Source organism: Pseudomonas sp. AF03-9, assembly GCF_020515815.1.
Taxonomy (GTDB): domain Bacteria; phylum Pseudomonadota; class Gammaproteobacteria; order Pseudomonadales; family Pseudomonadaceae; genus Aquipseudomonas.
Genome location: NZ_JAHPJF010000015.1, coordinates 86,339 through 111,448, shown reverse-complemented (window position 1 = coordinate 111,448; position 25,110 = coordinate 86,339). Strand labels below are relative to the sequence as shown.

27 protein-coding genes and 1 tRNA gene are annotated in these 25,110 nt (G+C 59.6%); 20 read left to right on the top strand and 8 right to left on the bottom strand.

Annotated elements, in window-relative coordinates:
• Positions 1-117: 117 nt before the first annotated feature.
• The 3 genes from LIY36_RS19400 to dibA form a co-directional block, all read right to left on the bottom strand.
• Positions 118-1,128: a sulfate ABC transporter substrate-binding protein gene (locus LIY36_RS19400; RefSeq protein WP_226456681.1), complete on the bottom strand. Its 1,011-nt coding sequence runs from the start codon at positions 1,126-1,128 to the stop codon at positions 118-120.
• A 74-nt stretch (positions 1,129-1,202) separates the two neighbouring features.
• Positions 1,203-1,385 (bottom strand): sulfur starvation response protein OscA, encoded by a 183-nt coding sequence (gene oscA / locus LIY36_RS19395; RefSeq protein ID WP_003170956.1) that lies wholly within the window; start codon positions 1,383-1,385, stop codon positions 1,203-1,205.
• 317 nt (positions 1,386-1,702) lie between these two features.
• Positions 1,703-3,616, bottom strand: coding sequence for a phosphodiesterase DibA (dibA, locus tag LIY36_RS19390; RefSeq protein WP_226456680.1), 1,914 nt, complete (start codon positions 3,614-3,616; stop codon positions 1,703-1,705).
• Between the two features lie 166 nt (positions 3,617-3,782).
• Between dibA and desA the strand changes: the two genes are divergently transcribed.
• A complete protein-coding gene (desA, locus tag LIY36_RS19385) occupies positions 3,783-4,967 on the top strand; it encodes a delta-9 fatty acid desaturase DesA (RefSeq protein ID WP_192298516.1) in 1,185 nt (394 codons plus the stop codon).
• Between the two features lie 188 nt (positions 4,968-5,155).
• Complete coding sequence (locus LIY36_RS19380) at positions 5,156-6,157, top strand: GGDEF domain-containing protein (protein WP_226456679.1); 1,002 nt, start codon at positions 5,156-5,158, stop codon at positions 6,155-6,157.
• A gap of 75 nt (positions 6,158-6,232) precedes the next feature.
• On the opposite strand, the gene LIY36_RS19375 is transcribed toward LIY36_RS19380, so the two are convergent.
• The 5 genes from LIY36_RS19375 to gabD all read right to left on the bottom strand — a co-directional run bounded on the left by LIY36_RS19375 (position 6,233) and on the right by gabD (position 11,084).
• Complete coding sequence (locus LIY36_RS19375) at positions 6,233-7,441, bottom strand: HDOD domain-containing protein (RefSeq protein WP_226456678.1); 1,209 nt, start codon at positions 7,439-7,441, stop codon at positions 6,233-6,235.
• Positions 7,442-7,579: 138 nt separating this feature from the next.
• Positions 7,580-7,738 (bottom strand): hypothetical protein, encoded by a 159-nt coding sequence (locus LIY36_RS19370; RefSeq protein WP_226456676.1) that lies wholly within the window; start codon positions 7,736-7,738, stop codon positions 7,580-7,582.
• A 22-nt stretch (positions 7,739-7,760) separates the two neighbouring features.
• Complete coding sequence (locus LIY36_RS19365; protein WP_226456674.1) at positions 7,761-8,045, bottom strand: helix-turn-helix transcriptional regulator; 285 nt, start codon at positions 8,043-8,045, stop codon at positions 7,761-7,763.
• 133 nt (positions 8,046-8,178) lie between these two features.
• The gene (gene gabT, locus LIY36_RS19360; RefSeq protein ID WP_226456673.1) at positions 8,179-9,456 is read right to left on the bottom strand and encodes a 4-aminobutyrate--2-oxoglutarate transaminase; all 1,278 of its coding nucleotides are present in this window, start codon (positions 9,454-9,456) and stop codon (positions 8,179-8,181) included.
• A gap of 185 nt (positions 9,457-9,641) precedes the next feature.
• Positions 9,642-11,084 carry an NADP-dependent succinate-semialdehyde dehydrogenase gene (gabD, locus tag LIY36_RS19355; RefSeq protein WP_226456671.1) on the bottom strand — a complete coding sequence of 481 codons (1,443 nt, stop codon included), beginning with the start codon at positions 11,082-11,084 and terminating at the stop codon, positions 9,642-9,644.
• Positions 11,085-11,455: 371 nt separating this feature from the next.
• Between gabD and LIY36_RS19350 the strand changes: the two genes are divergently transcribed.
• The 18 genes from LIY36_RS19350 (at position 11,456) to LIY36_RS19260 (ending at position 24,940) form a co-directional block, all read left to right on the top strand.
• A tRNA-Arg gene (locus tag LIY36_RS19350) sits at positions 11,456-11,532 on the top strand.
• A gap of 168 nt (positions 11,533-11,700) precedes the next feature.
• Complete coding sequence (locus LIY36_RS19345) at positions 11,701-12,936, top strand: tyrosine-type recombinase/integrase (RefSeq protein ID WP_226456670.1); 1,236 nt, start codon at positions 11,701-11,703, stop codon at positions 12,934-12,936.
• 159 nt (positions 12,937-13,095) lie between these two features.
• The gene (locus LIY36_RS19340) at positions 13,096-13,848 is read left to right on the top strand and encodes a hypothetical protein (RefSeq protein WP_226456669.1); all 753 of its coding nucleotides are present in this window, start codon (positions 13,096-13,098) and stop codon (positions 13,846-13,848) included.
• A gap of 160 nt (positions 13,849-14,008) precedes the next feature.
• The gene (locus LIY36_RS19335; protein WP_226456668.1) at positions 14,009-14,278 is read left to right on the top strand and encodes a helix-turn-helix transcriptional regulator; all 270 of its coding nucleotides are present in this window, start codon (positions 14,009-14,011) and stop codon (positions 14,276-14,278) included.
• Positions 14,278-14,577 carry a helix-turn-helix domain-containing protein gene (locus LIY36_RS19330; RefSeq protein ID WP_092278013.1) on the top strand — a complete coding sequence of 100 codons (300 nt, stop codon included), beginning with the start codon at positions 14,278-14,280 and terminating at the stop codon, positions 14,575-14,577. Before LIY36_RS19335 ends, LIY36_RS19330 begins: the two co-directional genes overlap by 1 nt.
• Positions 14,574-15,047 carry a Rha family transcriptional regulator gene (locus LIY36_RS19325; RefSeq protein ID WP_226456667.1) on the top strand — a complete coding sequence of 158 codons (474 nt, stop codon included), beginning with the start codon at positions 14,574-14,576 and terminating at the stop codon, positions 15,045-15,047. Before LIY36_RS19330 ends, LIY36_RS19325 begins: the two co-directional genes overlap by 4 nt.
• 314 nt (positions 15,048-15,361) lie before the next feature.
• Positions 15,362-15,523, top strand: coding sequence for a hypothetical protein (locus tag LIY36_RS19320; RefSeq protein WP_226456666.1), 162 nt, complete (start codon positions 15,362-15,364; stop codon positions 15,521-15,523).
• Positions 15,520-15,783 (top strand): hypothetical protein, encoded by a 264-nt coding sequence (locus tag LIY36_RS19315; RefSeq protein ID WP_226456665.1) that lies wholly within the window; start codon positions 15,520-15,522, stop codon positions 15,781-15,783. The genes LIY36_RS19320 and LIY36_RS19315 overlap by 4 nt, the downstream gene beginning before the upstream one ends.
• On the top strand, positions 15,780-16,289 hold the full coding sequence (locus LIY36_RS19310; protein WP_226456664.1) for a hypothetical protein: 510 nt from the start codon (positions 15,780-15,782) through the stop codon (positions 16,287-16,289). Before LIY36_RS19315 ends, LIY36_RS19310 begins: the two co-directional genes overlap by 4 nt.
• A 100-nt stretch (positions 16,290-16,389) precedes the next feature.
• The gene (locus tag LIY36_RS19305) at positions 16,390-16,677 is read left to right on the top strand and encodes a hypothetical protein (RefSeq protein WP_226456663.1); all 288 of its coding nucleotides are present in this window, start codon (positions 16,390-16,392) and stop codon (positions 16,675-16,677) included.
• Positions 16,670-16,897, top strand: coding sequence for a hypothetical protein (locus LIY36_RS19300; protein ID WP_017844442.1), 228 nt, complete (start codon positions 16,670-16,672; stop codon positions 16,895-16,897). Before LIY36_RS19305 ends, LIY36_RS19300 begins: the two co-directional genes overlap by 8 nt.
• The gene (locus LIY36_RS19295) at positions 16,894-17,775 is read left to right on the top strand and encodes a toprim domain-containing protein (protein WP_226456661.1); all 882 of its coding nucleotides are present in this window, start codon (positions 16,894-16,896) and stop codon (positions 17,773-17,775) included. Before LIY36_RS19300 ends, LIY36_RS19295 begins: the two co-directional genes overlap by 4 nt.
• Complete coding sequence (locus tag LIY36_RS19290; protein WP_226456659.1) at positions 17,762-19,564, top strand: DUF927 domain-containing protein; 1,803 nt, start codon at positions 17,762-17,764, stop codon at positions 19,562-19,564. Before LIY36_RS19295 ends, LIY36_RS19290 begins: the two co-directional genes overlap by 14 nt.
• A gap of 641 nt (positions 19,565-20,205) precedes the next feature.
• Positions 20,206-20,814: a hypothetical protein gene (locus tag LIY36_RS19280; RefSeq protein ID WP_226456656.1), complete on the top strand. Its 609-nt coding sequence runs from the start codon at positions 20,206-20,208 to the stop codon at positions 20,812-20,814.
• Between the two features lie 105 nt (positions 20,815-20,919).
• Positions 20,920-21,300: a hypothetical protein gene (locus tag LIY36_RS19275; protein WP_226456655.1), complete on the top strand. Its 381-nt coding sequence runs from the start codon at positions 20,920-20,922 to the stop codon at positions 21,298-21,300.
• A gap of 12 nt (positions 21,301-21,312) precedes the next feature.
• Positions 21,313-21,936: a tail assembly protein gene (locus tag LIY36_RS19270; RefSeq protein WP_226456654.1), complete on the top strand. Its 624-nt coding sequence runs from the start codon at positions 21,313-21,315 to the stop codon at positions 21,934-21,936.
• A 48-nt stretch (positions 21,937-21,984) separates the two neighbouring features.
• Entirely contained in the window at positions 21,985-22,416 is a 432-nt protein-coding gene (locus tag LIY36_RS19265) for a hypothetical protein (protein WP_226456653.1), read from the top strand.
• A 247-nt stretch (positions 22,417-22,663) separates the two neighbouring features.
• On the top strand, positions 22,664-24,940 hold the full coding sequence (locus tag LIY36_RS19260) for a KAP family P-loop NTPase fold protein (protein ID WP_226456652.1): 2,277 nt from the start codon (positions 22,664-22,666) through the stop codon (positions 24,938-24,940).
• The last annotated feature ends 170 nt before the right edge of the window (positions 24,941-25,110 follow it).

The window sequence follows — 25,110 nt, the reverse complement described above, 5'->3', positions numbered from 1 at the left end:
GCCCGCGATGCAGGCACCTCGGTGTGTCAGTCACACCTTGGTGATGCTATCGCAGGCAAGTCAGCTCCCACACAAGCCAGATCTCACAGAAAAGCGGGTTACTACAGGTAGTGTTGCTTACTGCGCCGTGTAGATCTGGTCGAACACGCCACCGTCGTTAAAGAACTTCGGCTGGGCAGTTTTCCAGCCGCCGAAGTCTTTGTCGATAGTCACCAGGTCCAGTTTCGGGAACTGTTGGGCGTATTTGGCGGCGACTTTGGCATCGCGTGGGCGGTAGAAGTTTTTCGCCGCAATCTCCTGGCCAGCCGGGCTGTACAGGTGTTTCAGGTATTCGGTGGCGATCTCGGTGTTACCCTTTTTCTCGGCGTTCTTGTCGACCACGGCAACCGGTGGTTCGGCAAGGATCGACAGGGATGGTACGACGATGTCGAACTTGTCGGCGCCGCCGTCTTCCTTGAGTGCCAGGAAGGCTTCGTTTTCCCAGGCCAGCAACACGTCACCCTGACCGTTGTTGACAAAGGTGATGGTCGAACCGCGAGCGCCGGTGTCCAGCACAGGCACGTGTTTGAACAGCTCTTTCACGTATTCCTGGGCCTTGGCTTCGCTACCGCCGGTTTTCAGGCCGTAGGCCCAGGCGGCGAGGAAGTTCCAGCGGGCGCCGCCGGAGGTTTTCGGGTTCGGGGTGATCACCGACACGTCTTTTTTGATCAGGTCGCCCCAATCCTTGATGCCTTTGGGGTTGCCCTTGCGCACCAGGAACACGATGGTCGAGGTATACGGGGTGCTGGCGTCCGGCAGGCGGGTCTGCCAGTTTTCCGGAAGGGTCTTGCCCAGCTTGGCGATTTCGTCGATGTCACCGGCCAGGGCCAGGGTCACGACGTCGGCACGCAGGCCGTCAATCACGGCGCGGCCTTGCTTGCCCGAACCGCCGTGGGATTGCTGGATCTTCACATTGTCGCCAGGGTGAGCCTGCTTCCAGTAGCTGGTGAACTCAGCGTTGTAGTCCTGGTACAGCTCACGGGTCGGGTCGTACGAGACGTTGAGCAACTCGTAGTCCTTGGCAACGGCAGAACCGGCAAACACGGCGCTGGCCAGGGCGGCCAGGGCATAACGGCGAATCGACGACATAGAAGCTCCTGAAAATTCTGGGTGTTGGCTTTTTCTTATAAGTGCGGGTCTAGCATGCGAATCGCCGTTGCTGCTCAGCTCGGTTTGTTACCCGGGTTCTGCAGGCGGAATTTTTCTTTGCGTTCGATCTGTACCACTTGCGCGTTGTGCACAGTGATTTCCACCGCGCCGAACCGCAGATCGCGCAACGCGCTCTGGATCTCACGCAAAATGGCTGCTTCGTCCTGGCCGTCGACGCTACGTAGAGATGCGCTCATGTTCTCGCTCCTGAAATGAATAGTGCCTCGCAGTGGCGGCACTGCTTGCGGCGTGAGAGCGATAGTAGATAAGCGCAGATATTCTTAAAAATACTATTTAAGAATGTTTATATAACCAGAAAGAATTTTCTGCTGGGGCGTGGGGTTGCGCGGGACTTTCAGGCGTCGACACTGAAATCAAGCCTTGCATAGAGCCAAATGTGGGAGCGGGCTTGCCCGCGAATGCGGTCTGTCAGTGACAGATGTGTTGTCTGATCCACCGCTTTCGCGGGCAAGCCCGCTCCCACACAAGCCCGCGCCCCCAGTTTGACTGCATTTCAAGTCTGGATCGGGGGGGCGCGTGACCAATCGATTTGGTCAGCCGGCACCGGCCTGCCAAACCAATAGCCCTGCCCCATATCGCAATCCTCGGCCAACAGAAACCGCGCCTGCTCCACCTGTTCGATCCCCTCGGCATGCACTTGCATGCCCATGCTTTTCGCCAAGGCAATCACCACGCGCACGATGGCGGCATCATCCTCATCCCATGGCAACCCAGCGACAAACCCCTGGTCGATCTTGAGCTTCTGCACCGGCAGGCGCTTGAGGCGCAGCAGTGAGGAATAGCCGGTGCCAAAATCGTCGATGGCCAGGCGCAAACCCAGTTCGCGCAGGCGGTGCAGTTGCTCCAGGGCCACTTCGGGGTCTTCCATCACTGCGCTTTCGGTGACTTCCAGCTCCAGATACGCCGGGTCCAGGCCAGTTTCGTGCAGCACTTGGGCGACCTGGTCGTACAGCTCGCGCCGGGCGAACAGGCGGCTGGAAACGTTGACCGCGATAAAGCTCAATGGCACGCCGTCCGCCAGCCATTGGCACATCTGGCGGCACGCCTGGTGCAGCACCCAGGCGTCGATGTCGGCGATCAGCCCGGTGCGTTCGGCGATGGGGATGAAATCCCCCGGGGGCACCAGGCCGCGTTCGGGGTGTTCCCAGCGCACCAGCGCTTCGACGCCCACCAGGCGGCTGTCTTGCAGGTTGTGCACGGGCTGGTAGTAGACGCGCAGCTCGTGCTGGTCGAGGGCGCGGCGCAACTCGCTGGCGATTTCCACGCGGTTTTGCGCGTGGGCGGTGAGCTCTTCGGTGTACAAAGCGTAGCTTTCGCGCCCGGCGCTCTTGGCCTTGAACAGCGCGGAGTCGGCGTTGCGCAGCAGTTGTTCGGCGCTCAGGGCGTCGCTGGGGAACACGCTGATGCCAATGCTGGCGCTGATGAACAACTGGTGGCCGTCGAAGATGAACGGTTGTTTCATCGCATCCAGCATGCGTTGCGCCACGCCGGCGGCTTGCGCGACCTGTGGACAACTTTCCGCCAGCACCGCAAATTCGTCGCCGCCCAGGCGCGCCAGGGTCACACCGGGGCCGAACAGTGCCTTGAGCCGTTCGCCCACCTGTTTCAGCAGTTGATCGCCGACGGCGTGGCCAAGGCTGTCGTTGATGATCTTGAAGTGGTCCAGGTCCAGCAGCAGCAAGGCACAGCCACGCTTGTGCACTTGCGCCGAAGCGAGTGCCTGCTCGGCGCGGTCGGTGAACAGCAGGCGGTTGGGCAGGTCGGTGAGAGGGTCGTGGTGCGCCAGGTGGGCCAGTTCGCGTTCGGAATGCTTGATGGCGCTGATGTCGGAAAATACCGCGACGTAGTGGCTGACATGGCCCTGATCGTCCTGCACGGCGCGGATGGTTTGCCACTGTGGATAAATCTCGCCGCTTTCGCGTCGGTTCCAGATTTCCCCGCTCCATTCGCCGGTGCGCCCCAGGGTATGGAACATCTGTTGGTAAAAACTCGACGAATGGCGCCCGGATTTGAACAGGCTCGGCTGCTGCCCCATCACGTCTTCGCGCCGGTAGCCGGTGATCTCCATGAAGGCCCGGTTCACGTGCACGATCAGGCCCTTGGCGTCGGTGACCAGCACACCTTCGCGGGTGCAATCGAACACGGCGGCGGCCTGGCGCAGGCGTTCGCGGTTTTCCTTGAGGGGTTGATCCTGCAGGCTGGTGCGGTCGAAGCGCCGGCAGATCAGGTAAATCGCCAAGGCGCTGAGGGCCACCCATACGTAGCCGCGCATCTGCATCCAATGGCTCAACTGGCTCGGTTCATCGAGAAAGTTGATCAATACCTGGCGACTGAGCTGGAGCCAGGCAATGGAAACCAGTAGGTATACCAGCCCTACGCGTAGGGCACCTCGGTATGAAAACAGCATATGCTCAGTAATCCTTACCAAAAAAACAGAATCGTCCTACAACCGATGCGGATTATAGAGTAAGAAACATCCAGTCACTCCTATCTGAAAGGGCGGCTGGTTTTCTCTGTGGGCTTAGTGATAATGCGTGAGCTGTTTTTTTCTTTATCTGAGGGCCATACAGCCTATGTGGTACAACGGTTTTCTTGACTTGTCAGCCTGGCAACTGGTGGCAGTCACTCTGTTGATGACCCACGTGACCATCGTTGGGGTCACCGTCTATCTACACCGTTATTCAGCCCATCGTTCCCTGGAACTCAATGGCGGCCTGAAACACTTCTTCCGCTTCTGGCTGTGGCTGACCACGGCGCAGAACACCCGCGAGTGGACGGCCATCCACCGCAAGCACCACGCCAAATGCGAAACCGTCGATGACCCGCACAGCCCGGTGATCAAGGGCTTGTCCACGGTATTGCGCAAAGGTGCCGAGCTGTACCGCGCCGAAGCGGAAAACCCCGAGACCCTGCGCATCTACGGCAAGAACTGCCCGGACGACTGGATCGAACGCAAACTTTACACCCCCTACCCGCTGCTGGGCGTGGCGATCATGGGCGTGATCGATCTGCTGCTGTTCGGCACCATCGGCATCACCATCTGGGCGATCCAGATGATGTGGATCCCGTTCTGGGCCGCCGGTGTGATCAACGGCCTGGGCCATGCCGTCGGCTATCGCAATTTCGAATGCCGTGATGCGGCGACCAACCTGGTGCCGTGGGGCATCATCGTCGGTGGCGAAGAGCTGCATAACAACCATCACACCTACCCCAACTCCGCCAAGCTGTCGGTGAAGAAGTGGGAGTTCGACCTGGGCTGGGCCTGGATCAAAGTGTTCAGCTTCCTGCGCCTGGCCAAGGTGCAGCGCGTGGCACCGATTGCCCACCGGGTCGAAGGCAAGGGCCACCTGGACATGGACACCGCCATGGCGATCCTCAACAACCGCTTCCAGATCATGGCCCAGTACCGCAAGTTGGTGATCGGCCCGCTGGTCAAGCAAGAGCTGGAAAAGGTCGATCATTCGGTACGCCACCAGTTCCATCGCGCCAAGCGCTTGCTGTCGCGCGAGACCAGCCTGCTGGATGAGCGCCATCACGTGCGCATCCAGAGCATGCTGGAGCACAGCCACGCCCTGACCGTGATCTACGAGAAGCGCCTGGCGCTGCAACAGATCTGGCTCAAGACCAGCAGCAACGGCCACGATATGCTCGCCGCGATCAAGGAATGGGTACACGAGGCAGAGGCCAGCGGCATCCAGTCCCTGCGCGATTTTGCCCACCAGTTGAAGACCTATTCGCTGCGTCCTGCGGCAGCCTGACGGTGCAGTGGGAGGGCCTGCCCTCCCACGTATCGGCTTTTTGGCGTCATTTACCGGGCACCGGCAATCGGTGCTGTTGACGGAACTTCACTGCAATTCCCCTCTCTCAATGAACACTTCGCCATCATGGTGGCCCCTTGTAGTGACCGCTGCTTCATCCTGCGGCGCGCCCAGAGAGAGTTGTGCCGATGGTTCACGAAAAGCCCTATCTGCCCGATACCCCCACCACTGAACCGCCCCTTCCGACGGCGGCGGCAACCCTGCTGGCGCTGGTGCATGCCCAGGGTGAAGTCGAGCGGCTGAGCGAGCGCGAGCAGCTGTTGAGCTCGCTGCTGGTCAGCGTCAACGCCGTGCTGTGGGCCATCGATTGGGAAACGCGCCGCGTGCTGTACGTGAGCCCGGCCTATGAGCGCGTGTTCGGGCGACCCGCCGGATTGCTGCTGGCCGACCATCGGGAATGGCGCAACAGCATTCACCCCGAAGACCTCGACTACGCCGAACACAGCCTGGCCCGCGTGCTGGAACAAGGCACCGTGGAAGACCGCGAATACCGCATCATCACCGCGGACGGGCAGATCCGCTGGCTCAGCGACAAGTGCTACATCAACCAGCAGGTCGAGCCCGGTAAGCCGGTGATCGTGGTCGGCATGGCCGAAGACATCACCGAAAAGAAGCAGCTGGAACTGGAACTGCACCGCCTCGCCACCACCGACGTGCTGACCCAGAGCAGCAACCGCCGGCACTTCTTCGAATGCGCCAACCAGGCGTTCGACAGTGCCTGCGCCCAGGCCGCGCCGCTGGCGTTCCTGCTGCTGGACATCGATGACTTCAAGGACATCAACGACACCTACGGCCACCTGGAGGGCGATCAGGTACTGCGCCGCATCGCCGAGAGCGGTCGCGGGGTATTGCGCCGTGGCGACCTGTTCGGGCGCATTGGCGGCGAAGAATTCGCCGCCGTACTGCCCGGTTGCGCGCCAGAGATGGCGTTGCAGGTGGCCGAGCGCCTGGGCAGGGAGATTCAGGAGTTGAGTTTCAACTATGAAGGCCAGGCATTCAGCGTGACCGTCAGCCAGGGCTTGGCCAGCCTGGACGAACAGGACTCGACCCTGGACAGCCTGTTCGCCCGTGCGGATGCAGCGATGTATGAGGCCAAGCGCCAGGGCAAGAATCGCGTCGTCGCCAGCTAGACACAGATCCAACGGTGAAGCAGATCCAATCTGGGAGCGGGTTTGCCCGCTCCCACATTTGGATCTCGCTGTTCTCTAGGCCTTGCGCACCCGCGTCAGCTCCGACAGGCCCATCTTGAGCAACCGCGCGGTCTTGCCATTGGCCAAGGCTTCCAGCCCTTCATGCTCGGTCAGGCGCGCCATCTGCGCCGCCAGGTTGACCACCAGCGCATCCCGCGCATACACCCCGCCTTCCAGCGAATAGATCGCCGCGATCAACTGGCGCAATTCATGGGGCAAGCGCCAACGCGCGCGCAGTGCCGAGCCATAGGCGGCGCCGAAGGTGTAGAGCGACTCGCCAATCGCCTCGTCGTCCAATGCCCCGCCACCCTGGCGCCAGTCCTCCAGGCAGCGCAGCAGCGCCAGGTCGCCGAGCCGATGCAGCAGGCCGGCGGCATAACAGCGCTCGTGATCGAGTTCCAAAAGGCGCGCCAGGCGTCGGGCGAAGTCGGCGGTGTCCTGGGAAAACTGCCAGTGCCGTTCGGCATACGCCACCAGCCCCGGGTCGCCCAGCACCACGTTGTGCTTGAGGGCCAGGCCGAGAATCAGGTTCATGCTTTGCCCCGCCGCCAGCTTGTGCAACGCCGCCGGCAAGGTCTGTACCGGCGTGCCGTGATGGCCAGCGCTGTTGGCGGCGGCGATCAGCACAGCGGTGACTTGCGGGTCCGTGCACACCAGGTCTTCCAGGCGCTTGAGATCCAGGCCGTCGGGGCCAAGGCTCTTTTGCACTGCCGCTTTCACATCAACGCGCAGCGGCGCGCCATCGCAGGCGTCGCGACGACGCTCCAGAAACACCGGCAACGTCATGCCCGGCGCCAACGGCGGGATCTCGCAATACACGCTCTCGCCCTCATTGAGCAGCAGGTCCTGCAGGCGCTGGGTCAGGCTTTCCATGTTCAGGGGTTTGGTCAGGTACGCCGTGGGCGCCAGGGGCAAGGCTTCACGCACGCTGGCGGTGTCATTGCGACTGCTCAGCAGAATGAACGGCAGCGCCGGCGTACGGCGCTGCTGACGCACGTGGCGCAGCAGACTCAGGCCATCGACGCCCGGCAGCTCCCAATCGGCCAGGATCAGGTCGTAGGCCTTGTCCCGCAGCAGCGTAGCCGCTTGCAGACCATCGGCACACACGTCCAGCCGTGCGTCACAGCGCACGTTCAACAACACTTGCTTGAGCAGGTCCAGTGACCAGGGGTCCGCTTCAGCGATCAACACTCGGGGTACAGCGGGTAGATCAACAGCCGTCATCCTGCACGCTCCATCGGCAATGCTTGCACCTTAGTCAATGCTGGCGCGTACGTACAATGAACGTGGCTAAAAACCACCAACCCCATTCAAGGCATCGGCTTGAAAACCGGCTTTCGCCTCAGCCCCGTCTTGAGCGAATCATTCAGCGCCATGATGCGCATACTGATCTGCGCCCGACTTAACAATCAGGTCGGAACTGAGCAAGGTTTTGCGACTGCCTGTCAGCTTATCCAGGTCCGGCACCAGCACCTTGGGCTGCACACCCGAGATCCCTGACTCAAAATAGGTATCGACCAAAAACTCGAAAATCCCCTTCGAGCTATCTGCCGAAAGAATCTGCTGCAGCCCAACCTGCGCACGGATCGGCGAGGGATTTAAGGTCTATCCGCTTGTCGACCACTTCCAGCGCCATGCCCAACGCTGAAATGACCCTGAACACGGTATTAATCGCCACATTCTCCCCCGCCTCCAGATCAATGATCGTCTTGCGATTGCAATTGGCCTTTTCAGCCAACTGCTGTTGACTGAAGCCTTTGGCACGGCGTAGTTCTCGTACTCTTGCGCCGAGGGTTGGTGGATTTGTGATCAGCAAAATGTCACCCATATAGGACTTAGCCACATAAAATAAAGAACATGTCCGTTGTAATGGACATTTCCACTGCCTTACGTCAGCTAAATCTGCAGGCAAAAAAAACCCGCCGAAGCGGGTTTTTTCTGTCGATCAAGTCAGCGTCCGCTTACAGCTCGGAGAAGCACTCTTCGATGATCGCCAGGCCTTTGTCCAATTGCTCGTCCGGCGCGGTCAGCGGGACCAGTACGCGCAATACGTTGCCGTAGGTACCGCAGCTCAGCAGGATCAGGCCCTTGTCACGCGCCTTGGCCACCACGGCAGCCACGGCCGCAGCGTTTGGCTTGTGGGTGTCGCCGTTGTCGAACAGCTCGACCGCGATCATCGCGCCCAGGGCACGTACGTCGCCGATCACCGGGTACTTGGCCTGGATGGCTTTCAGGCCAGTGACCAGACGCTCGCCAACGGCCTTGCTGCGGTCCAGCAGGTGCTCTTCTTCGAACACTTCCATGACCGCCAGCGCAGCGGCGCAAGCGATCGGGCTGCCGGCATAGGTGCCGCCCAGGCCGCCTGGGGCGATGGCGTCCATGTATTCAGCCTTGCCGCACACACCGGCCAGGGGGAAGCCACCGGCGATGGATTTGGCGAAGGTGGTCAGGTCGGCAGCAACGCCCATCTGTTCCATGGCGAAGAACGTGCCGGTACGGCCGGCACCGGTTTGCACTTCGTCGGCGATCAGCAGGATGCCGTGCTTGTCGCACAGTTCGCGCAGGCGCTTCATGAAGGATTTTGGCGCGACGTAGAAACCGCCTTCGCCCTGCACCGGCTCGATGATGATGGCCGCGATGTCACGCGGCTCGGCATCGTTCTTGAAGATGCGTTCGATGCTGGCGATGGAATCGTCGTCGCTCACACCGTGCAGTTCGTTCGGGTACAGCGCGCGGAACACGCCGCCTGGCATCAGGCCCATGCCGGCCGAGTACGGCACGACTTTACCCGTCAGGCCCAGGGTCATCATGGTACGGCCGTGGTAGGCGCCGGTGAAGGCGATCACGCCAGCACGGCCAGTGGCGGCACGGGCGATCTTGACGGCGTTTTCAACAGCTTCGGAACCGGTGGTGACCAGCAGGGTTTTCTTGGCGAAATCACCTGGCACCTTGGCGTTCACTTTCTCGCACACTTCCACGTAAGGCTCGTAGGCCAGTACCTGGAAGCAGGTGTGAGTCAGCTTGTTCAGTTGCTCGGTCACGGCAGCGATGATTTTCGGGTGCACGTGGCCGGTGTTCAGCACGGCGATACCGCCGGCGAAATCGATGAACTCGCGACCTTCAACGTCGGTCACGGTGGCATTCTTCGCGGAGTCGGCGAAGATCGGGTGAATCTGGCCAACACCGCGCGGTACAGCGGCTTCGCGGCGTTTCATCAGGGATGCGTTGGTCTTGCTCATAAAGTCCTCATTCGCCACTCATAGGGTGGCGGGGTCCAAGGAATACGTGACGGGGAGGCAACTGCGGCAGCATGCGATGATCGACTGCCACAGCGTTCCCGGCCACTACGAATAACGTCTTGAAACACGCAAAGGGTCAGCGCTCTCGTGCCCTTTGCGTTTGCAGCAATGCCTTGCCGGGCGGGTCAGATGCCCAGGCAGAGGTATTTGATTTCCAGGTAGTCCTCGATCCCGTACTTGGAACCTTCACGGCCCAGGCCGGAGGCCTTGATGCCGCCGAACGGCGCCACTTCGTTGGAGATCAACCCGGTGTTGACGCCAACCATGCCGTATTCCAGGGCTTCGGCCACGCGGAACACACGGCCCAGGTCGCGGGCGTAGAAGTACGAGGCCAGGCCGAATTCGGTGTCGTTGGACATCGCGATCACTTCGGCTTCGTCTTTGAAACGGAACAGCGGCGCCAGCGGGCCGAAGGTTTCTTCCTTCGCCACAGCGGAGTTTTTCGGCACGTTGGTGAGGATGGTCGGCTCGAAGAAATTGCCTTCCATGACCTTGCCGCCCGCCAGCAACGTAGCGCCTTTGCTCAGGGCATCGGCGATGTGTTCCTGCACCTTGGCCACAGCCTTTTCGTCGATCAGCGGGCCGGTGGTGGTGCCGTCTTCCAGACCGTTGCCGATCTTCAACTTGGCTACCGCCACTTTGAGTTTTTCGGCGAACGCGTCGTACACCGAATCCTGGATGTACAGGCGGTTGGCGCAGACACAGGTCTGGCCGTTGTTGCGGTACTTGGAGATGATCGCGCCTTCGACGGCCTTATCCAGGTCGGCGTCGTCAAACACGATGAACGGCGCGTTGCCGCCCAGTTCCAGGGAGACTTTCTTGATGTCTTTGGCGCATTCGGCCATCAGCTGGCGACCGATTTCGGTCGAGCCGGTGAAGGACAATTTACGCACGATCGGGTTACCGGTCAGCTCGCCGCCGATGTCGCCAGCGCTACCGGTGACCACGCTCAGCACGCCTTTCGGAATACCGGCACGGTGTGCCAGTTCAACCAGGGCCAGGGCCGAGAACGGGGTTTGCGAAGCGGGCTTGATGACCATGGTGCAACCGGCGGCCAGGGCCGGGCCGGCTTTGCGGGTGATCATCGCAGCCGGGAAGTTCCACGGGGTGATGGCAGCGGTCACGCCGATCGGCTGCTTGATCACGATCAGACGCTTGTCGGGCTGGTGGCCGGGAATCACGTCGCCGTAGATGCGCTTGGCTTCTTCAGCGAACCACTCGATAAAGGACGCGGCGTAGACGATTTCGCCCTTGGCTTCGGCCAGCGGCTTGCCTTGTTCGAGGGTCATCAGGCGCGCGAGGTCGTCCTGGTTTTCGATCAGCAGTTCGAACCAACGGCGCAGCTTGTTCGCGCGCTCCTTGGCGGTCAGCGCGCGCCAGGCCGGCAAGGCGTTGTCGGCGGCTTCGATGGCGCGGCGGGTTTCCGCGGCGCCCATCTTTGGCACGGTGCCGAGAATCTCGCCCGTGGCCGGGTTGTTGACCTTGATGGTCTGACCGTTGTCCGCATCGACCCAAGCGCCATCGATAAAGGCTTGCTGGCGGAACAACTGGGCATCTTTAAGCTGCATGTCGGGTTTCCTTAACAGCACCGCGCGCACGCGGAGCGAATTAGAGTTGTTGAAAGGCGCCTTGTGGGCTGCCGTCAGGGAAATCAGCCCCAGCGCGCGGACTCAGGTGAAGCGCACGCGGGAGACAGAGCGTTTGAAATCTCAAACGAATCCTAGGATCAATGGGGGTACAGGGCAATAGTCTGTTCGAAAAAAAGAACGAAAACGGCGCTTTTGCCGAAACTTTCGGATCAGCGTGATTGGGCAGGGTTCCACCGCAATGATCGGCGGTGCCCGGCCCAGGGCGTCAGCGCGCGGATTTCCTACGCTCCAGCGGCCAAAAACCAGCATGGACGCCCAAGGGCGACATGGGTATGATGTCGCCCGCACAAGCATCCGTAGCTCAGCTGGATAGAGTACTGCCCTCCGAAGGCAGGGGTCGTGGGTTCGAATCCCGCCGGGTGCACCATATAGCTGTTTAGACCTGTCTCAGACAGTCTACGAGTCACCTCAAGAAGCCCGCCTAGTGCGGGTTTTCTTGTTTCTGGCTATATCTCCTTGCCTCTCCCTATATCTTCCCTTCGTGTACCCCTTCATGTACCTTAAAAAACAATTGAAACTGAGGGGTACAAGAGACATGAAGCGCAGCGAGATAAAACGCCGCCCTTTAGCCGACACCGTGCTAGCCACCCTGGAGCCTGAAGCCAAGGAATACCGGGAGCTGGACGGAAACGCTCTGTATCTGCGAGTGCGCCCAGACGGTAACAAGTCTTGGCAATTGCGCTACAAGAAGCCAGACGGCAAGTGGTCATGGCTTGGCTTGGGCGGCTATGGCACGGGCGACCACCAGTTATCCGGCTCACAGGCTCGACAGAAAGCGGCTGTGCTGAGAGAGGACGCCGCCAAGGGCGGAAACCCCCTTGCTACCAAACGAGCCAGAAAGACCGCAGAGGCTGAAGCCTCTAGCCAGACCTTCGAAGCGCTGGCGCGGGAATGGTACGCTTCCAAGCGCCTGAGCTGGACAGCCGGTACCGCCGTGCGAATGATTGGCGCGCTCGAACTCCACGTCTTCCCGGTATTCGGTAAGCGTATCTATCGTGAGATCCTGCCCATGGAGTGGATGGAGTTCCTACGTTCCATGGAACAGAAGGGCATCATCGAACAGACCAGCCGCGTACGAGGCATGTGCCGGGAGATTTACGACCTGGCCCGAGTAACAGGCCGAGCCACTCACAACCCGCTGGAGGGGCTGCATAAATTCCTGCTGACCAAGCCAGCCGAGAACTATGCCCATGTATCTCTTGATGAGCTTCCGGCTCTCTTGCGCGCAATCAGGGCATACGGCACCGCTGACGTGCGGATCGGCCTGCACTTGCTTTCCATGCTCGCCTGTCGACCGTCTGAACTGCGCGAAGCGCGATGGTCGGAGTTCGATCTAAATAAAGCTCAGTGGTCGATCCCGGCCGAGCGCATGAAACGCCGACGCGAACATCTAGTGCCGCTGCCAATTCAGGCAGTAGAGCTACTGCGGAACCTGCAGATGCTCACTGGTGCCTACCCGATGTTGTTCCCTGGTCGGAGCGATACCACCAAGCCCCGCAGCAACACGGTCTTTCTGATGGCTCTACGTCGTCTCGGTTATGAAGGCCGCCAGACCGGGCACGGCTTCCGTCATATCGCCTCGACGATTCTGAACGAGCACGGGTTTGACGAAAACCACATCGAGGCGCAGCTATCGCATATCAAGCAAGGCATAGCGGGTGTTTACAACAAAGCCCAGTACCTGGCCCAGCGCGCCACCATGATGCAATGGTATGCCGACTATCTGGACAACTTGGCCAAGGGTAATGTCGTGTCGATCAAGCGGGCCTGACGCTGACCTTCCATTGCGCACACAGACAGATATAGACTGAATGCCATTACTGTTTGTATAAACAGTTTCTTCTTTTCACGCGAAAACATACCTAAACCAGCAATCGAAGAGGCCCTCTGAGCACTTTTAAGCTGTGGTAGGAGTGTTAGGGGCCTGCAGATGCTCGACTTTGATGACCTTGAGGATTTCACGCCTTCGGAACGGCTTCCCAATCTAGACCACTGGAAGGCCGTTATGGAGTTCTCCGTAGAGCAAGCCGCTCTACTGTCGGCAATGATTGATCCTTTTGACTGTGAAAATCTCATCCTGGCAAAGAAACAAAACCACGCTCGCTGGAAAAAAGCACACGGTCATGCGTTGGGAATTGTCTCAGCAATACGTCAAGGGTTGATCTCACCAGTCGTATGCATGGGCTATGTGGAAGAGGAAGTGAGCGATTGGAACGGCAATCCTTCGCTTGAACGTAATCTAAGAGTAGTCCGCCCTACGCAGCGCGAGGCTGAAATTAGCATGGCGGACACCATCATCACTCGAGCATCGCTACTCGCTTGGATTACCACCGCCAATGTCCAAGTTACTCGTCCTCCACGGCCTGTAGAAAAGCAGTTAGTCGAACGGATGCCAAAGGCTTCGGCGCCAATTGTGCAGCAGCCTCCACCATTGGCCCTACCAAACTACAGTCATAAATCAGAAGGGCTGGAATTTGTGGAAGAGGCCATAAAACACTTTTGGTCGACCTACGACGAAGAAGATCCCAGCACCGCACCCCGTCGTGACGAGATCATTGAGTATCTGAAAGGAAGAGGGGCATCAGGCCGTGAATCGGAAGCGGTCGACTTAATCCTGAGACCCAAAAATATGCGAACTGCTCACCTCAAAAACCGTAAGGTGCCCACCCGAGCGGACGAGTAAAACCAAGGCTTACAGCCAAGGTGCCCACTCGATATAACGCCCCAGTGGAGCCCTTAATCCCGCTCTCGTGTGCCCGGTGCCGTACACCCTAGAGGCTTGATTAACACCCGTCGCGTACCGTCAACCTGTTTCCCGTATTCATCAACAACGGGAAACAAATATGACCAACATCTCCTCGACCTCAGCCTCAGATACAAGCTCACGCCCATTCTGTGATCCGGCCACCACCCTCATCCGCATTCCGGAAATGGAAGCCATTACCGGCTATAAGCGACCGACGATTTATAAGCGCCTTAAGGATGACCCGACCTTTCCAAAGCCGGTGCCGTTGAGCAACAGCAAAGCGCGCGGCGCACCTGTGGCATGGGTGCTTGCTGAAGTTCAAACATGGGTACGTCAGCGCATCGCATTGCGCGAGGTAGCCGCCTAATGAACAAAAAAAAGGCCGACCAACAGGCCAGCCACAAAAATACTCGCGTCGAGAATACCAGCGGAACCGCACAACGCGCTCGCCTTTTGGAGCGCCTGCAAGCTGGCCCGATTGATACCTTCACCGCCATCCGCGAGCTGAACATCGTTCGCCCTGGTGCCCGCATCAATGAGCTGCGCGGCCTGGGCCACAAGATCCTGACCCACCGCCTCACCCTGACCGACGATCAAGGGCGCACTCACCAAGGCATGGCGCTCTACTACCTCAGCACCAACCCGCCGGCGCAGGTGACAGCATGAATGCAATCACGCTGATACACACCGGGAACGGGCCGCGCGTGGATAGCCGCCAACTCGCGAGGCAACTGGCAACCAAGCACAAAAACCCAATGGCGCTGATCGAGCGCTACCTGGCGAAGTTTGAAGAGTTCGGGGTTGTTCCGTTTCAAACGGAGAAACCCTTGGCCGGAACTGCTGGTGGTAGGCCGGAGCGCTTCGCCCTGCTGAACGAAGATCAAGCGTTCTTCCTGCTGTCGTTGTCCCGCAATACCGACCGCATTGTGGAACTGAAAGCGAGCCTCATCATGGCGTTCCGCGAAGCACGATATGGGCACGCCTGCCGGTCGTTGGAGGCTCGCAAGAAGGAAGCCAGCAGCAGTGGCCGCCGGTTGGCTCACTGGCGCTATGACAAGCCGGGCGTGTACGCGCAAGTTGCTCATCTGAGGGAGCAACTGAAGCTGCCAATCGATTCTGAGGACTTCCGCCCGTGACAGCTATGCTCATGATCAGCGATAAACGGTCGATAACTTTTGTTGCAAGCAATCGTGCTCGTCGGTATGGTTTGCCCGTCGCTGCAAATTCAGCGATCGGGCTTGGTAACCCGACGAAATCAAGGCGCAACAGCGCCCCCATTACGATTGCAGGCGCTTTTTTTGTGCCCGCAGTTACGTGTTATGGCGGCTGTGCGTGGGAGGCATTCGTGCCTGCCGGGTTCCTTGATTCCCGGTTTACCAACCTGCGCACAGCTGCCACCCATTCGCTTGGTAACGAACGTGGCAGCTCCTCAGATCAAGGAGCTACACCGATGAAACACGCCCTCATTCCGTCCGCAATTCGCGCATTTGCTCACCGCCGCATGGCCCTGAGCGCCCTCCGCGCAAACTCCAGCCTCGCAACCCGACTCAAGCGTTATTCGCACCACATGACCATTGCCCGTTCCCTGGAGTCTGCCGGGGGTGCGCAATGAATACTTCCGTCCGCACCATTCAAGAGATCGCCCACGACACGCTTGAGGATCTCGAAAGCGCCCAGATCGCCCTGCGCAAGGTTGAGGCCGTTCTCTATGCCGCATTGGCAGACAAGGGCACGAGCCAGCACGTCCGCAATCTGGTAGATGTCGCGTGGAACCTAGCCGCTGACGGCGCCAACACCGCCGACTGCAACCGCGAGCAAATCGTCGCCGCGCTGTCCGGGTGTGTTGCGCTGGGCGCCGGGGGTGATCAATGAGCCGCTCCTACAAGGCAATCGCCGAGACTGCCGTCCAGGATCTGTACGAAGTGACCAGCGCCTTCGATAGCGTGAGCGCAATATTCACGCTGATGCTTGAGACCTTCGCCGAAGACAGTACACCTCACGCGTTCGCGCAACTGGGCACCCTCGGCCTAAAGGACTGGTACGCCAAGGTTTATCAGTGGTGCGAGTGCATGGAAAACGAACTGGATGATGCGAACGCGGAGGCGCAAAAGGCACCGCTATTGCCTCATTACCTAATGGACCAGCGCAGCAACGATGTGGCCGCGGCGATTTTTGCCGAGCGCTCACACGCTACCCGGTGGTGGACGCACTTGAACGAGATGCGGCGCCGCAAAGAACTACCTGACTGGGTGGCGGCGGGCGTCGGCACGCATGATGAACACGATCTGATGCTGGCAAGCCGGAAGGCCGTCAATCAAGCCCTATTCGGATCGGACGACCTGGGCGGCGCTCAGCAATACCGCGAGGTCGCCCTATGAGCCAACACATGCGTTCACATTCGATCCTTTTTATCAGCCTCACATTTTGTCCACCGCGTACTCACGCGAACCGCCGACGCACTGACCTAAGAGGTTAAGCATGAAAATTCAAAACGGCGCATCTGCGTCGACGGGATCGGCTTGCCTGAAAAAAGCCGCCGAACTGTTTTACGTCACGCACCCGAAGGTGCCCAAGGCGTTGCTGGGACCGTTCTTGACCGAGGCCGACGCAGAGTGCGGGCGCGTAGTTATGCGTAGTGCTGGCGCTCAGGTGACGGCCTGTCTGGTTGACTCAATCGACGACATTACCCGCTGGCACGGTGTGAACAACGGTCAAGTTTGCCGGGCCTTCGCTGGCGCTGATCGCCGGGAGGTCAGTTATGGGTAACGTCACCCCCATCAAGCGCAAGGGCAGCAGCGTGCCGCCCACTACGGGCGCCCACATCGACAGCGCCAGCTATGTGCTGCTGGTGGAAACCCTGGTCGGCTTCCTGGAGCTGCGCATCTCTGAAGGCGATCAAGGCCGCCACTGCGATGAGCTGGAGCGCCTGACTCAGAAACTGGAGAACTTGGCCAAGCGGTTTACCCCGCCGAAGGGGGCCGCATGACAGAGGCAACGATCCAATTCCGTGATGCGCTCCAGGCCGTCTATGGCCCTCTCGACTGGCTACCAGAGCCCGACGGTGCAATCCACCGATTCCGTGTGCCGGAGGATAAGCCTGGCTCGCTCAACGGCTGGTATGTGCTGTACCTGGACGGCATTGCATCCGGCGCATTCGGCAGTTGGAAAGCCGGCGGCGCCAGCACCTGGTGTAGTCGCGAACCGGTGGACGCCCGCGAAGCGGCCCAGATCCGCGAGCGAGTTGACCAGGCCCGGCGCCAGCGCGAAGCCGAGCAACACCGGCGCCAGCAGCAGGCCGCCGAGAAGGCTAACCACTGGTGGCGCAATGCGTGCCGCGCCTCACCCGACCACCCGTATCTGGTAGCCAAGGCAGTTCGCTCCTACGGCCTGCGCCAGCGTGGCACTGACCTGCTGATCCCGCTGTACCTGGATGGTCGCTTGGTCAACCTGCAAAGGATCGGGCCGGACGGCGAGAAGCGCTTCCTGTTCGGCGGCCGGATCAAGGGCACCTATTCGCCGCTGGGCATCATCGAGCCAGGTTCTGTGCTTTGCATCTGCGAAGGGTGGGCGACGGCCGCCAGCCTCCACCAGCACGGCGGCTATGTCGTTGCCGCTGCCATCAACGCGGGCAACCTGCTCCCGGCGGCGGTGGCCCTTCGCGCTCGCTACCCAGGCCAGCCAATCGTTATCGCCGGCGACGACGACCGGCTCACCGATGGCAACCCGGGGCGCGCAGCGGCAAACGCGGCGGCGGCGGCCGTGGGTGGCCAAGTCGCTTTCCCTGAGTGGCCAGAAGGCGCTCCCGATGACCTCACCGACTTCAACGACCTCGCCAACTGGAAACTCGCCCATGTCCAAGCCTGACACCAACGTGATCAACCTTCGGCCGGACGCCGCGACCATTGCGCCAGATCGCCCCTGCTGGGCGGTGTATGAGCATTGGGTGATCAATGAGAAGGGCCGCAAGCTGCGCCCGGGCGTCTACTGGCATAGCTTCAAGCGCGCCGCCGCTGACCAGGACGACGCCGAGGGCGATACCGGCGACCGGCCTATCACCGATGAGTGGATCTCCAGCCCTGTCACCGTCGTGGCCCGAACCACCAACAGCGACGACGGCAGCGAGGGGCGGTTGCTGCGCCTGGTAACTGAGGGCGGCATCAAGGAATGGATCATCGCCATGGAAGTGTTCGGCGGCAGCGGCGAGGACGCCCGGCGCGCATTGTTCGGGATGGGCGTCATCATTGCCCTCAAGAAGCGCGGCACGTTCATGGAGTACCTGCTCGACCAGCATCCTGCAGAAGTGTTTACCACCACCAGCCGGCCAGGCTGGCATGAGTCGGGCGCTTTCGTGCTGCCTGGGCGAACCATCGGCAGCACCAATGTGCGGTACCAGGCCAGCAACAAGGCCCAAGTACTTTTCAGCCGTCGCGGCGAGTTGGCGCTGTGGCAATCGGAGGTGGCCGCCAAGTGTGCGGGCAATCCGGTACTGACACTGGCGATCGGCTGCTCACTGGCTGGCCCGCTGCTGAGTTTGGTGGGCGTGCTGGGTGGTGGTGTTCACCTGGTGGGCGATAGCTCGAGCGGTAAGTCGCTGGCGCAACTGATCGGATCGTCAGTATGGGGCGACCCGGGCGTGTTCGCCGCCAGTTGGGACATGACCAAGGGTGGCCTGGAGATCGAGGCGTCGAGCCGCAATGACACCATCCTGCCATTGGATGAGATCAAGCGCGCCGACCCCAAGCGCGTACAGAAAATGGCCTACTCCCTCGCCAACGGCCAGGGCAAAGGCACCATGACGCGCGAGCGCGAAGGCCGCGCCAAATTGAGCTGGCGCCTGCTGACACTCTCCAGCGGCGAGCGCTCACTCTCTGAACACGCGGCCATATCCGGCAATGCCGCCCACGCTGGCGCCGAGTTGCGCATGGTCGACGTGAACGCCGGTACCCGCACACACCGGGCCTTCGACGAATTGCACGGGCTTGAGGGAGCAGACTTTCACCGGCAGCTCACCGTAGCGGTCGGCGCCCATCACGGCCACCTTGGACCAGCGTTTGTGGAGCACCTGGTCGCCGCCGACGATAAGCCCGGGCTGCTCAGTGACTTTGACGGCATCCGCGCCCAGTTCGTCGAGGACAACGCCCAGGCCGGCCGCGTGGCTGACCGGTTCGCAGTGATCGCGCTGGCGGGCGAGATGGCCATCGCCTACGGCCTGTTGCCATGGGAGCCGGGCACCGCCCTCTCCGACTGCCGCTTGCTCTACGGGGAATGGCTCTCCCGTGTCGGCGGGGGCAACGCAGAAGACCGCCAGATCCTGGCCGGCATCATCGACTTTATCGACAAGCACGGCAGCAGCCGATTCTCTGATGTCGACGCGGCGGAGGTGGACGCCAAGGTATTCAACCGCGCCGGATACTGGGAGCTGCTGGCCGGCAAGCGGCTCTATCTGTTCAACAAGTCCGCACTGATCGAGGCCGCCCATGGGTTCGGCCTCACCCGCGTGGTCAAGGCACTGGAGGTTGGCGGGGCCCTGGCCAAACGCGACACCGACCGCGATAGCCGCAAAACCAAGAAGTACCGCATCCCCGCCGGCGGATCGGCGCGCCTGTACGTGATCGACCCAGAAGCCATGGATAGCGAAGGGGGCGGCGCATGACCACCAAACCCACCAAATATGAATGCCCGAGTTCACAGGAACCTATAAACGTGGGGAACAGGGGGAACGGGGGAACAGCCGGTAAAACCGTGGGCTGCGGCCGTTCCCCCTTATTGAATGTATGGGGAACAGGGGGAACACAAACATGTTTTTGAATATAAGCGTGTCTGCGTTTTCCAGAATTTGGTTATCACCGTTCCCCACAAAAAAATGTGGGGAACAGAAACCCCCTCTGAAAGCCCCGGAAACATTGGCTGTTCCCACTGTTCCCCCGTTCCCCCGATTTTTTTCTAGAGACACATATGGGCAATGGAGCAATCAGGCCGAGGTGACGCCATGAGTCTCCTTTCCGGCTTGCTCGATCACATGCCGCCAGCCATTGCAGGTATCGACTCACCAATTTTGGGGAGTCGGCCTCGCCCACGCCTGGTGCTGGCCAACCCTGTCGAGCGCGCTCCCCGACTCATTACAAGCCCACACGCAAGCGCCGCCACTGCCACGCCCGAATGGCGACAAGCCCGTGACCACTACCTCAACCACATCATGGTTTGTCGGAGCTGCTACGCGCCCACCGGCCGCTATTGCACGGCTGGCGCCCACTTGCGCGCCAGCTACGACAACACGCCTATGGAGGCGCACCCATGACGCCCAGCCTTATCACCCGCTTGTGCAACATCGGTATGAAACCCGGCATCAGCGCCGCCACGCAGCTCATCACCACCCGGCGAATCTGTCGCGCCATTGCTGATCAGCTCGACGTTATCCGCAGTGAACGGCGAGCCCTACGCCGGCAAGCGGGAAAGCTGAAAGCGTTTCTCCCATTCACTCGGCAGACCATTAAGGAACTGGAGGAGCGAGCCCAGGAACACCAAGAGGCCACCCGCAGCGGAGCGTGGAGCGCACTCGCAGGGTTTGGCCAATCACTGATGTTCGACCGCGAGGGGCTGGCGCAGGCGCTGGGCTTCGACCAGATGTGCGACCTACTGGGCGTCAGCCCAGTACATCGCCAGCAGGCCAGCGCAGACGGTGATACCAGCCTTCGCGGAGTGGCGTACCTATCCCAGCTAGAGGACAGCTCCGACCGCAAGAGCGACGAATGGGGCGCCGGTGGACCGCTGTATCGCGCCTGCCACGCCGCCATGATCCGGTTCATCAGGGAATGCCCAGAAGATCAATTGCCCGACCCATTCGCCCCTGGCGCGCCGTTCGGCCCAAAGCTGCCGCCAGCCCTGAGCATCGTCGGCAACTGACCATTTTACGCGCCACGTTTTGCGAATCACGAAAACGTGGCGCGACACCGAGCAACACCACCAAGCACCAGCCCACGACCAGCGCCAGCGGCGCATAGAGGAAACATGACTGACCAAGACAGCAACACAACGGGCCAGGCGCCCACACATCGGGAGCGCTTCGCCGAGGCTTGCAAGATCACAGACTTTGCCGTCGCCCCAAACATGAATGGCGGCTACCTCGTCTGGGAAGTGCAACACGTTCGTGACGGGCAGAAGGTGACCATCGACGGGCCGTTTTTCACAGAGGATGAGGGAAGGATCTCAGCCGACCTATTGCGCGGGACATTCCGCGGGGCTCGCGCTTACCAGGCGATTCACTGCAGGGCATGGAACCCAGACCCACGCCGTGAAAAGGCTATCCGTGACGACGCCATGGCATCCCGAATGCTGCTGGCAATGCAGATCGGAGCAGAAGTACCGACTCGCGTCACCAACAGCAAATAGGAGAAATAGATCATGGCCGCATTAGCAATCGAGTACAGCCCGCGTACAACCATCATCCTTGGCGGTTCACTCGCAAAGAAATACGGGCGTAAACACACTTTTCTGCTTTCCGATCACGGAGACGTGCGAGAGGCGGTGAGAGCGATAGATGTGAATCACCAGGGGTTTGCCCAGGATCTAGCCATTGCCAAGACCAAGGGTATTGAGTTCGCAGTATTCCGAAATGGTAAGAATGTTGGCGAGGCTGAGTTAGGTCTGGGCGGCTGTCGCGAGATCAAGATTATCCCCGTGATTTGCGGGAGCAAGCGCGGCGGAGTTCTTCAAACGGTAGTAGGTGTCGTCCTGCTCGCAGTCGGGGCTGTACTGACATACGCGTCTGGCGGCACGGCAACGCCGTTTACGTCAGGGATGATGATGATGGGCGCTTCCCTTGCTCTGGGAGGGGTGATTCAAATGCTCAGCCCCCAGGCCGGCGGCCTGAAGACCAGCGCGGCGCCCGAGAACACACCCGGCTACGCCTTCGGCAGCGCCAAGAACACCACTGCATCCGGTAACCCGGTACCGCTTTGCTACGGCAAAAGGCGGGTGGGTGGCGCAATCATCAGCGCCGCCATCTACGCCGAAGACCAGATGTGATCTGTGGTCTGCCAGTGCTACCTTTGCAGCTCATGACAAGGAGTTCCCATGCTTAAGATCACCGCCACAATTGCATTGGCCGCCTTGGTCACAGGCTGCTCTACCTCTCCCGTATCGTTCGACCAGGCCAAACCTGTTCCTGGTAGCAGGGTAATGGCGTATGGGCAAAAGCCCGCAGGCCCATATGGAACAATCCAGGTTTCACGCGATACCGGTTTCATAGGTGGTGGCTGCTTTGTAGCCATTCACGTCGACGGTCGACCAGTTGCTCGCATTGATACTGGTGAGGCGGTGAGCCTGTTTGTACCCGCTGGCGACCACTTAGTCGGGCTGGGCGCAGACGAACGCGGTTCGGGGCTATGCAGTTTTTCAGGGTCGCTAAAAGAGCAATCTGCGACATTGAAAGCAGGCCAAGTGAAGCGGTTCCGAATCGGCGGCGACACGAATGTCGGCCTGGATATTCGCCCGAGCTCTATTTAAAAAGCGCCCCAGACAGACGATATGGTCTCACTCAGACCAAATCGTCTGTTTCGCTGGTCGTTTTTACGAGGATCGCCGGTAATCATGGCGGTAACTACAAGTAGTTTCCGCCCAGCATAGTCAACATTCATCCTCGGCTATTGAGCGTGAGCTATCAGTGCGATTGGCGACATCGAATTTGTGTCGTCGCACAGGATCAACTGGCCATAATTAATCGCCTGATATCCAGTCTGCCGGGAAGCAGCCAATGACCAACGATAACTTGCAATTCACCGATGATCTACCGATCAAAATGCAGCAACACGACCTGCTCGATCGCGCAGGATTTTCTCAGCGCCTAGCACAAGCTATCAGTTCCTGGAAAAACCAGGAGAGCCTTGTGATTAGCCTGACAGGGGCTTGGGGTAGCGGAAAAACCTCTATCAAGAATATGGCATTGGATCACCTAGCGGCGACCAAGGGGGGACAGGTCATAGAGTTCAACCCTTGGCAATGGGCAGGCCAAGATAACTTGAGCAACGCCTTTTTTGCGGAAATCTCCAGAGCTATACAGCGCAAAGATCCCACCGAGAGTGATAAGCAACTGGCCAAGTTGCTGCGATCGTATAGCCGTCGCCTAAATACTGGAGCCAGCTGGGCTGACGGCACGGCGAAACTGTTGCCCGTACTCTTCGGTTCAACCCTGGCAACTAGCCTCCTTGGCACCCTGGCCCAGGGGACAGTTGCGCAAGTAACATGGCTGGCACTGACCGCCGTCAGCGCGTTAGGCAGCCTTGTACTGCTTCTGAAGCGGGGCGGATCATGGCTTTCTGGGTGGGCCCAAAAATTAGATGAGGACGCCAAAGATAGCGCTTTAACCCTCGGCCAACTCCGCGCGGAACTACAAAAGTTGCTTAGTAAACGCGACAAGCCGCTGCTGATCGTGTTGGACGATTTGGACCGACTTTCGGCCGAGCAGATGAAAAAAACATTTCAGTTGGTCAAGGCGCACATGGATTTCGCCAATGTGGTGTTTTTGCTGCTGTTCCAACGCGACACGGTTGAGAAGGGACTGAGCAAAGTCGGATTCGATGGGGCGGCCTACCTAGAAAAGATCATTCAAGTCCCCTTCAGTGTGCCAGCGATCGCGGCCAGTCAGTTAGAGGCGATACTGCTCAAAAGGTTGGACGCAATTCTGACTCGTGAGCAGCAGCTGCAGCAGCGCTTCGAAAAGGAATATTGGAGCCAGATGTTCCAGCGTGGAATGCGGCCATTTTTTAGCAACCTACGTCATATCTATCGATACGCATCGACCTTGGAGTTTCACTGTCGGTTGCTGCGCGGTACAGAGGTTGCTGAGGTTAACGCGGTAGATCTGTTCGCGTTGGAATGTTTGCGTGTTTTTGCTCCAGAGACCTACGCGGAGATGCCGCGACACAAAGCGCTCCTTACCAGCAGCGAGCCTTACGCCCGAAAGGACGAGACGCAGCGAAGCCGTGTTAATCAGGTGATTGACCAACTGGTTAGTTTGGCCCCGTCCCATCATCAACCTGCCACCCGACAGTTGCTGCGAGAAATGTTCCCAACCTTGGACTGGGTGTTTGAGAACACCAGTTACGATTCATCAATACACATTCGCTGGCTAATCAACTCACGGGTGTGTTGCGAACAGGTGTTTGATCGCTACTTCGAGCTATCTTTGCCCGAGCAGGATGTGCCTAATTCACTTTTGCACGAACTGGGCCGGCGAATTACCGATCCCGTAGCGTTTACAACGCTGCTAAGTAACCAGAAGGAAGACTACCAAGCTGAAATTCTGCAGCGCTTACTCGGATTGGTGGAGGAATTTCCAGTCGATCAGTCACTGGAGGTGGTGCAGACCTTACTGTGCGCGGGTGAACGAGTTGGTCGCCACGGGTCTTTTACTAACTTTTCGCCGCGACAGCAGGTCGCCCGGCTACTGCGATTATTCCTAGAGCGTCATGAGCAGGAAGCCGTCCGCAGCCATCTGGTAATCGAGGCGTTCGCCTCGGGCACTGGTCTGGTCATCGTAGACCTGTTACTGGGGGCGGACTACGCACTCCGCCGTAAAGGCGATGTCGGCTACCTCGATGATGACGGATTGGAACAATTGAAAAATGTCTATTTGCAGAGTGTGCGCCAGATGGCAGACCTCGACCCAGATGCATTCCTAGGGAATGAGGATCACGCGTCCTACATCGTTGATATGAATAACTACAGTGAGGGTGGCGACGAGGGGCGCCGCTGGATCGAGACACATGTCACCTCACCTACTCGGTTCCTCCAGTTCGCAAAAGGGCAGGTGACCGTCCGTACATCACAAAGCGGCGGAACCACTACTCGTACCGAGTATATTTCGCCGAGCTCATTAGAGCATCTGTTAGGACTAGCGCGCTGTGCAGAGTGGGTGGAACGGCTCGATTCAATCGAACTCAACGAACCCCAATCCCAAACTTTAGCAATGGTCAGGGATGCTCTGAATCGACATGCACAAGGTGATGTTACAGACGAAAGGTTTGGTTAGCTCAAACAGGCGCTTGGTGGCCGCCCCTCCCCGCGCCGTCCCAATATCAAGTTTTGCCAAGTGACCGGCGTGAACCTGATGGGACGGTATCCAATCTGGTATCCACCGTTTGATGATGCCGTAACCACTCTGGTAACCACCAAGGGTAACCACCCCCCCTGGTTACAACC

Excerpts from the sequence above, each read along its gene's own strand:
- gabT (WP_226456673.1), bottom strand. The coding sequence starts at position 9,456 with ATGAGCAAGACCAACGCATCCCTGATGAAACGCCGCGAAGCCGCTGTA.
- LIY36_RS19345 (WP_226456670.1), top strand. The coding sequence starts at position 11,701 with ATGAAGCGCAGCGAGATAAAACGCCGCCCTTTAGCCGACACCGTGCTA.
- oscA (WP_003170956.1), bottom strand. The coding sequence starts at position 1,385 with ATGAGCGCATCTCTACGTAGCGTCGACGGCCAGGACGAAGCAGCCATT.
- LIY36_RS19265 (WP_226456653.1), top strand. The coding sequence starts at position 21,985 with ATGCTTAAGATCACCGCCACAATTGCATTGGCCGCCTTGGTCACAGGC.
- LIY36_RS19295 (WP_226456661.1), top strand. The coding sequence starts at position 16,894 with ATGACAGAGGCAACGATCCAATTCCGTGATGCGCTCCAGGCCGTCTAT.
- LIY36_RS19375 (WP_226456678.1), bottom strand. The coding sequence starts at position 7,441 with ATGACGGCTGTTGATCTACCCGCTGTACCCCGAGTGTTGATCGCTGAA.
- LIY36_RS19325 (WP_226456667.1), top strand. The coding sequence starts at position 14,574 with ATGAATGCAATCACGCTGATACACACCGGGAACGGGCCGCGCGTGGAT.
- LIY36_RS19400 (WP_226456681.1), bottom strand. The coding sequence starts at position 1,128 with ATGTCGTCGATTCGCCGTTATGCCCTGGCCGCCCTGGCCAGCGCCGTG.
- LIY36_RS19290 (WP_226456659.1), top strand. The coding sequence starts at position 17,762 with ATGTCCAAGCCTGACACCAACGTGATCAACCTTCGGCCGGACGCCGCG.
- LIY36_RS19300 (WP_017844442.1), top strand. The coding sequence starts at position 16,670 with ATGGGTAACGTCACCCCCATCAAGCGCAAGGGCAGCAGCGTGCCGCCC.
- LIY36_RS19335 (WP_226456668.1), top strand. The coding sequence starts at position 14,009 with ATGACCAACATCTCCTCGACCTCAGCCTCAGATACAAGCTCACGCCCA.
- LIY36_RS19305 (WP_226456663.1), top strand. The coding sequence starts at position 16,390 with ATGAAAATTCAAAACGGCGCATCTGCGTCGACGGGATCGGCTTGCCTG.
- LIY36_RS19260 (WP_226456652.1), top strand. The coding sequence starts at position 22,664 with ATGACCAACGATAACTTGCAATTCACCGATGATCTACCGATCAAAATG.
- LIY36_RS19275 (WP_226456655.1), top strand. The coding sequence starts at position 20,920 with ATGACTGACCAAGACAGCAACACAACGGGCCAGGCGCCCACACATCGG.
- dibA (WP_226456680.1), bottom strand. The coding sequence starts at position 3,616 with ATGCTGTTTTCATACCGAGGTGCCCTACGCGTAGGGCTGGTATACCTA.
- LIY36_RS19340 (WP_226456669.1), top strand. The coding sequence starts at position 13,096 with ATGCTCGACTTTGATGACCTTGAGGATTTCACGCCTTCGGAACGGCTT.
- LIY36_RS19315 (WP_226456665.1), top strand. The coding sequence starts at position 15,520 with ATGAATACTTCCGTCCGCACCATTCAAGAGATCGCCCACGACACGCTT.
- LIY36_RS19310 (WP_226456664.1), top strand. The coding sequence starts at position 15,780 with ATGAGCCGCTCCTACAAGGCAATCGCCGAGACTGCCGTCCAGGATCTG.
- LIY36_RS19270 (WP_226456654.1), top strand. The coding sequence starts at position 21,313 with ATGGCCGCATTAGCAATCGAGTACAGCCCGCGTACAACCATCATCCTT.
- LIY36_RS19280 (WP_226456656.1), top strand. The coding sequence starts at position 20,206 with ATGACGCCCAGCCTTATCACCCGCTTGTGCAACATCGGTATGAAACCC.
- LIY36_RS19320 (WP_226456666.1), top strand. The coding sequence starts at position 15,362 with ATGAAACACGCCCTCATTCCGTCCGCAATTCGCGCATTTGCTCACCGC.
- desA (WP_192298516.1), top strand. The coding sequence starts at position 3,783 with ATGTGGTACAACGGTTTTCTTGACTTGTCAGCCTGGCAACTGGTGGCA.
- LIY36_RS19365 (WP_226456674.1), bottom strand. The coding sequence starts at position 8,045 with ATGGGTGACATTTTGCTGATCACAAATCCACCAACCCTCGGCGCAAGA.
- LIY36_RS19330 (WP_092278013.1), top strand. The coding sequence starts at position 14,278 with ATGAACAAAAAAAAGGCCGACCAACAGGCCAGCCACAAAAATACTCGC.
- LIY36_RS19380 (WP_226456679.1), top strand. The coding sequence starts at position 5,156 with ATGGTTCACGAAAAGCCCTATCTGCCCGATACCCCCACCACTGAACCG.
- gabD (WP_226456671.1), bottom strand. The coding sequence starts at position 11,084 with ATGCAGCTTAAAGATGCCCAGTTGTTCCGCCAGCAAGCCTTTATCGAT.